The organism is Thermogutta sp., from assembly GCF_014359955.1.
GTDB lineage: Bacteria > Planctomycetota > Planctomycetia > Pirellulales > Thermoguttaceae > Thermogutta.
This window is the reverse complement of the sequence record NZ_JACIYL010000248.1, coordinates 1-5,446: the sequence shown is the minus strand read 5'-3', so window position 1 is coordinate 5,446 and position 5,446 is coordinate 1. Positions and strand designations below refer to the sequence as shown.

Annotated in this window: 6 protein-coding genes; 3 read left to right on the top strand and 3 right to left on the bottom strand. The window is 58.7% G+C overall.

The annotated features are described in order from the left end of the window. The 3 genes from H5U08_RS09245 to H5U08_RS09235 form a co-directional block, all read right to left on the bottom strand. Positions 1 to 138: flagellar basal body protein (locus tag H5U08_RS09245; protein WP_297032377.1), on the bottom strand; the 138-nt coding region annotated here is incomplete at its 3' end. 520 nt (positions 139 to 658) lie between these two features. Then, positions 659 to 1,606: a hydroxymethylbilane synthase gene (hemC, locus tag H5U08_RS09240; protein WP_297032376.1), complete on the bottom strand. Its 948-nt coding sequence runs from the start codon at positions 1,604 to 1,606 to the stop codon at positions 659 to 661. Positions 1,607 to 1,706: 100 nt separating this feature from the next. Continuing rightward, positions 1,707 to 2,681 (bottom strand): DUF502 domain-containing protein, encoded by a 975-nt coding sequence (locus H5U08_RS09235; protein WP_297032375.1) that lies wholly within the window; start codon positions 2,679 to 2,681, stop codon positions 1,707 to 1,709. A gap of 720 nt (positions 2,682 to 3,401) precedes the next feature. Between H5U08_RS09235 and H5U08_RS09230 the strand changes: the two genes are divergently transcribed. The 3 genes from H5U08_RS09230 to H5U08_RS09220 all read left to right on the top strand — a co-directional run. Next, complete coding sequence (locus H5U08_RS09230) at positions 3,402 to 3,923, top strand: PTS sugar transporter subunit IIA (protein ID WP_297032374.1); 522 nt, start codon at positions 3,402 to 3,404, stop codon at positions 3,921 to 3,923. Positions 3,924 to 4,168: 245 nt separating this feature from the next. After that, positions 4,169 to 4,516, top strand: a complete 348-nt coding sequence (locus tag H5U08_RS09225) for an HPr family phosphocarrier protein (protein ID WP_297032373.1) — start codon at positions 4,169 to 4,171, stop codon at positions 4,514 to 4,516. Positions 4,517 to 4,602: 86 nt separating this feature from the next. After that, positions 4,603 to 5,446, top strand: an 844-nt coding sequence (locus tag H5U08_RS09220; RefSeq protein ID WP_297032372.1) for a phosphoenolpyruvate-utilizing N-terminal domain-containing protein, incomplete at its 3' end; no start/stop codon positions are given.

The window sequence follows — 5,446 nt, the reverse complement described above, 5'->3', positions numbered from 1 at the left end:
CGAATACCGGGCCTGGCAGATGGCCAGTTGGCGTTTGAATCCGATGGTGTCCACGTTGGCGAGGTTGTTCGTGATGACATTGAGCCGATAATCCTGGGCGTGGGCACCTTCGGCGGAGAGATAGATTCCGTAAATCATCGGAGTTGCCTGAATCCTTTCGGCCACACTCGCAACTTCTGCTGTTACCTTTGGCCTCGTTCCGTGGGCAGACGGGTGAGAGCAAACTCTGTGCCCGGTCTGAAAAAGAAGCCACGCTGAGCAAGAATGTCATCGTAACTTACGATCAGTTAACATGTTATGCGATTTGCTCAACGGCCAGGAGCAATCCAGAGAAGAAGCCAAACCCTAACACATGCGCAGAATTTGCCGGTCCGTCGGCAGGATTCGCAGGGATCCGCGACCGCGACCTGAGGTGAAATTGAGAAACGTGGAGCCGCGAAAGCTGTTTCGCCCCGACATCCTGATCTGCGGTGAGAATCGGGTAAGAGATCGCGAGCGGTTTTTAAATCGGAGGGGCACGCTTGTCGTGCCCGGTGAAAGGGAATGGACCATCGAATGTTGTACGGCGGACCTGACAAGCAGGTCCCTCCGGGAAAACGGACCCGACAAGCGGGTCCCTCCGACGTGGTAGGGGCCATTCATGAATTGCCCCTCCCGTTTAATCTTCTGAGGCGGCTTTTTCCGAGGGCGTTCGAGCCATGCTGACGAGGCGGTCGGCCCCCTGAGCCTTCAGCAGTTCCCCCACCTTCTCGCCGAGTCTTTTGGGGCGGGATAGCTCTCCCGAACACGTGACCTCCAGCTTCTCGGCTCCGTCCGGGGAAAGCACCCGCGCTGTCAGGATGAGTTGCCCCTGAACGAAACGGGCCCAGGCCGCCACAGGAGCGAGACATCCGGCGGCCAGGCTGGCCAGGACCGTTCTTTCGGCGGCCACCTCGGCCGCAGTGCGCGGATCATTGAGTTGCGACAGAATTTCGAGAACATCGGGAGCTGATTCGGCAGCCTCGATGGCGAGGGCCCCCTGTCCCGGCGCCGGCAGAAGATAATCGGGCGTGAGGTTTTGAGTGGCCTCGGCCAACCGGCCCAGCCGAGCCAGTCCTGCTGCTGCCACGACGATACCGTCGAAGTCCCCTTCCTGGAGTCTGCGAAGACGAGTGTCCAGGTTTCCACGGAGAGGTACAATCCTCAGGTCCGGACGATGAAAGAGAAGCTGCGCGGCTCGCCGCCTGCTGCCCGTCCCCACCGTGGCGCCAGAAGGCAGTTCCATGAGGCCGCCGCCATGACGGGTGATGAGCATGTCGGCCACCGGCCCGCGGGAGGGAATCGCGGCAATGGTAAGGCCGGGCACCGGCCGGGTCGGCAGATCCTTCAGACTGTGGACGGCCAGATCGACCTCTCGTGCCAGCAGGGCCTGTTGGATTTCCTTGGTAAATACGCCGGTTGTTCCCAGCGCCTCTACCGACCACTGCTGGTGGCGGTCTCCACTGGTCGTGATCAGCACCAGCTCGGCCTCGATCCCAAGCTGCTGGAGCTGCTGGCGAACCCATTCGGCTTGCCATCGGGCCAGTTGGCTGCCGCGTGTGCCAATTCGCAGGCGTCTAGGGGTCATCGTCTTGAGGGTGCTTTCGAGTGAAAATAACGCCGAAAGTTACGGAAAGTGGTGAACGAAATAACGACTGGTCATAGCGCCATCGGGACGTGCATGACAGTCACTCATCGTGCGACGTGCTTGTCGTCACAAGATCAACAGGCTGAGACGACGGAGGCGGAACAACGACGCCGCAACTGACGATGAACTGAATGGCCTGGTCGATCGAAATCCCCAGGTCCACCGTGTCCTCTTCGGGAACATTGACGGTGAACCCGGTCATAGGCGCCGGCGAGGTGGGGATAAATACGGACAGGATCACTCGTCCGGTTTTTTTACGAAGTTGATCGAAACTTTCGCTCGTGACCAGCCCGATCGACCACATTCCCCGACGGGGCCATTCCACCGCCACCACGCGGCTGAACTCCATCGACCGCTGGGCCAGCAGAAAGTCACTTACCTGTTTGACAGCGCCGTACACGCTCCTCACAAATGGCAGGCTGACAAACAAAGCCTCAAACTGGGACCAAACCAGGCGCCCCATTCGGGCGGTGACAAATTTTCCCAAAAGATAGAGCACCAGAATGAGAAGCGCGATGAGGAACGGCAGCACAAGATGCGGTTTGAGGTACCGTAGCTCGATGTAAAGCTGGTAGGCCTCCGCCGCCTGAGAGGGGATTTCCTCTTCACTCAACTGTTCCCTGAGGTACTCAACGACTTCCTTCGGAATGTACTTTCCGCCCCGCATGCGGACGAATGTTTTTCCGCCCACAACAACTTCCTGGGCACCACTTTTCACCGAGGCGGGCAGACTTTGGGCTGGGCGAATGTCCGCCGTTGCCATAAAAATCGCATTCTGGATACCCTTCTTAAGAGGAGCAAAGATATAGGCATCAACGGTGGCTGCCACCCAAATGATGATGACCACCGTCAAAAGGGGTGGCAACACTGTGGCAGCGCCGCGCCAGACGGCCTTCCAGAAGGGATCGAGAGGCCCCGGCTTTCGTCTCTTCGGCAAGAATTGCTCCACATCGACCTGCGGCATGGGGGAGTGAGCCTGACTCTCGGGCAAAGGATGGTTGTCTTCGTGACTCATGGTGTCGTTCCTCACAAAAGTGGCTCATGTTTGGTAAAAGGCGGGCTTCAATCAAAATCTTACAACGGAAAGCGACCGCCCGGATACTGGGCTGTGAAAAGAGTGATCTCAGGAAATGGTGGAAAAGGGAAAGGCGGAGCCCACTCCACCTCGGTCGATAGCGAACGGAACAGTTCGAGCCACTGGTACCGAATCCGAAGGGCAGTCGGCCAGAAAAACGTCAGAAACTCAATCATGATAAGGCTATTTTGGCGGCCGCAAGCTAAGTGGCATCACTCGCGGGTGAATCAATGCCCTCATAATTGGGGGTGTTCTATTGGCGAGGGTGGTTTCGCCGGGTAAATTGAATTGTTCTTGGAGCTAGAATCTAAGTGTGCGGTTGCCCGTCGGCGGTGGGGGAGTGGTGCGGACCAAGCGTGGCGTCGCCTGTGTTGCAATTGGGGGATTGGGGCAGAATCATCGGGGGTTGGTCCGCGCCTCCAGATTGCGGAGTCTCGAACGACGAGACCGGAACTCTGCCAAGCTGACCCGGGTTGAGCGGGCACGGGATCGGGCGACCAAACAGAGCGATTCGCCGTAGGACTTAATATCAGAGCCGGGGGCCGGGGTAGGGTGAGCGGGGCCGAAAGCGAGGCAAGCTCCGGGCGATAGTGAAAAAACAGAACACAGTCGGTTGATGTGAGAGAGACACGCCCCGGGAAGAGCGTTGGAAGAGGCGGCGTGTCTAATTGGTTTTCTGTCAACGAGGGACTGAATCAGATGAAATTCAGCGACTTTGTCGTGCGGGAAGCGATTGTCACGGATCTCGATCCTGATGCCTCAAAGGAAGAGATCATCCGTCGGCTTTGCGAGGCACTGTGCGATGCAGGAGCCTTGAGCCGAGAACACCTGGACGACATCGTGCGGGCATTGATCAAACGGGAAGAGTTGGGGACCACGGGAATCGGCATGGGGGTCGCAGTTCCGCACACAAAGCATCCCAGTGTGGACAAACTGGTAGCCACCGTCGGCATCAGCCCGGAGGGCGTGGATTTTGACGCACTTGACGGCGAGAAAGTACACGCCTTGTTTCTCCTGGTGTCGCCGACCGACCTGCCGGGCGATCACCTCCGGGCCCTCGAATACATCACTCGACAGCTCCACAACCCGACGTTTGCCCGATTTCTCAAACAGGCCAAAACCCCGGACGATGTGTGGGTGCTTTTGGAGGAGGCGGACGCAGGGAAATACGCCAGCCACTGAGGAGTTCAGCGTCAGGCGGGAAGTTTCAGCACAGGACGGTTTTGTGGCTTGCGTGACGGAAGGCGTTTCTCGCCGTCTTTTGGGCTTAGCAGTGTGGGGAAGCCCCGCCAACCTCATTCCAACTTGAAGCGATGCTCTTGGGACTGGCGGATACGCGGAGGGTCGGAGGGCGAGTGGAATCAGCCTGGGGCAGTACCGAAGTTGAGTGGTTCGACAAGTTCATGAACGTGGGTGAGTTGTCCAGAATGAGCGAGCAAACAGGTCCTTTGCGGCGACGTGTGACGATTCGAAACCGTGCCGGGCTGCATGCCCGAGCGGCCAGTCTCGTCCGCGATACGGTGCTCAAGCACCGCTCTCGTGTCACGTTGATCAAAGCGGAGGATCCGTCGGCTTCGCTCAACGGGGCCCCTCGGGCTGATGCCACCAGCGTCATTGAGATGCTCAGTCTGGGGGCCATGCAGGGAGAATCATTGATCATCGAAGCGGAAGGCGAAGAGGCTCAACAGGTTCTGGATGCCCTCGAGCGGCTCGTCGAATGCAAGTTTTGGGAGGATGATTTCGCACCTGATTCGCAGCAGACTTTTCCGGGATGAGACGGGATCCCCCGAGCACGGTCATCCAGAGGTGATCAGAGCAGTGCCATGAAGCCAGCCCCAACCGACAACCCAGAGACGGAACCATGATGCGTTTGCAGGGAATAGCGGTATCTCCGGGGATAGCCATCGGCAAGGCGGTGGTGATCGGGCAGGACAGCTTCAGTATCCCCCGGGAGTACGTCGAGGCAGACGCAGTCGAGCAGGAGGTGGCACGGTTTCGAGAAGCCCTTCAGGTGGCTGCCCGGGAAATTGAAAACAATCGGGATCTGGTCACCCGGGAACTCGGTCCCAAATCGGGTGCGATCTTTCAGGCCCATCTGGAAATCCTCGAGGATCCCAAGATTCGCGAGGACGTCGAGTCGCTCATCCGCAACCGCCAGTATTCATCAGAAAAAGCTGTCAGTTTTGTGTTGCGGCAATTCGCCGAGATGTTCCGGCGGTTGCCCAATCCGGTGATCGCCGATCGGGCCTATGACGTTCTGGACATCGAGCGGCATCTGTTGCGGGCCCTTCTTGGACAGCCCCATCGCAGTCTCTATCATCTGACGTCTCCGGCGGTCGTTCTGGCCAGGAATCTGACGCCCAGCGAAGTGGCCAATTTGGACCGAAAGATGGTCCGCGGTTTTGCCACGGAGCTTGGTGGACCGACCAGCCACACGGCCATCGTGGCCCAGGGCATGGGGATTCCGGCGGTGGTCGGAACGGGACCGTTTCTCACCGAGGTCTCCGGCGGTGATATCGTGATCGTCGATGGCGATCGCGGGATCGTCATCATTCGCCCGGATGAATCCACTCTCCGTGAGTACGAGGAGGAAGTGCGTGCCATCCGCGTGTTCACAACGGAGCTGGAAAAGCTTCGGGATCTCCCGGCGGAGACCCTGGACGGCACGCGGATCAACATTTACGGCAACATCGAGTTCCCGCACG

Coding starts and splice junctions, on each gene's coding strand:
- H5U08_RS09225 (WP_297032373.1), top strand. CDS start 4,169: ATGAGCGAGCAAACAGGTCCTTTGCGGCGACGTGTGACGATTCGAAAC.
- hemC (WP_297032376.1), bottom strand. CDS start 1,606: ATGACCCCTAGACGCCTGCGAATTGGCACACGCGGCAGCCAACTGGCC.
- H5U08_RS09235 (WP_297032375.1), bottom strand. CDS start 2,681: ATGAGTCACGAAGACAACCATCCTTTGCCCGAGAGTCAGGCTCACTCC.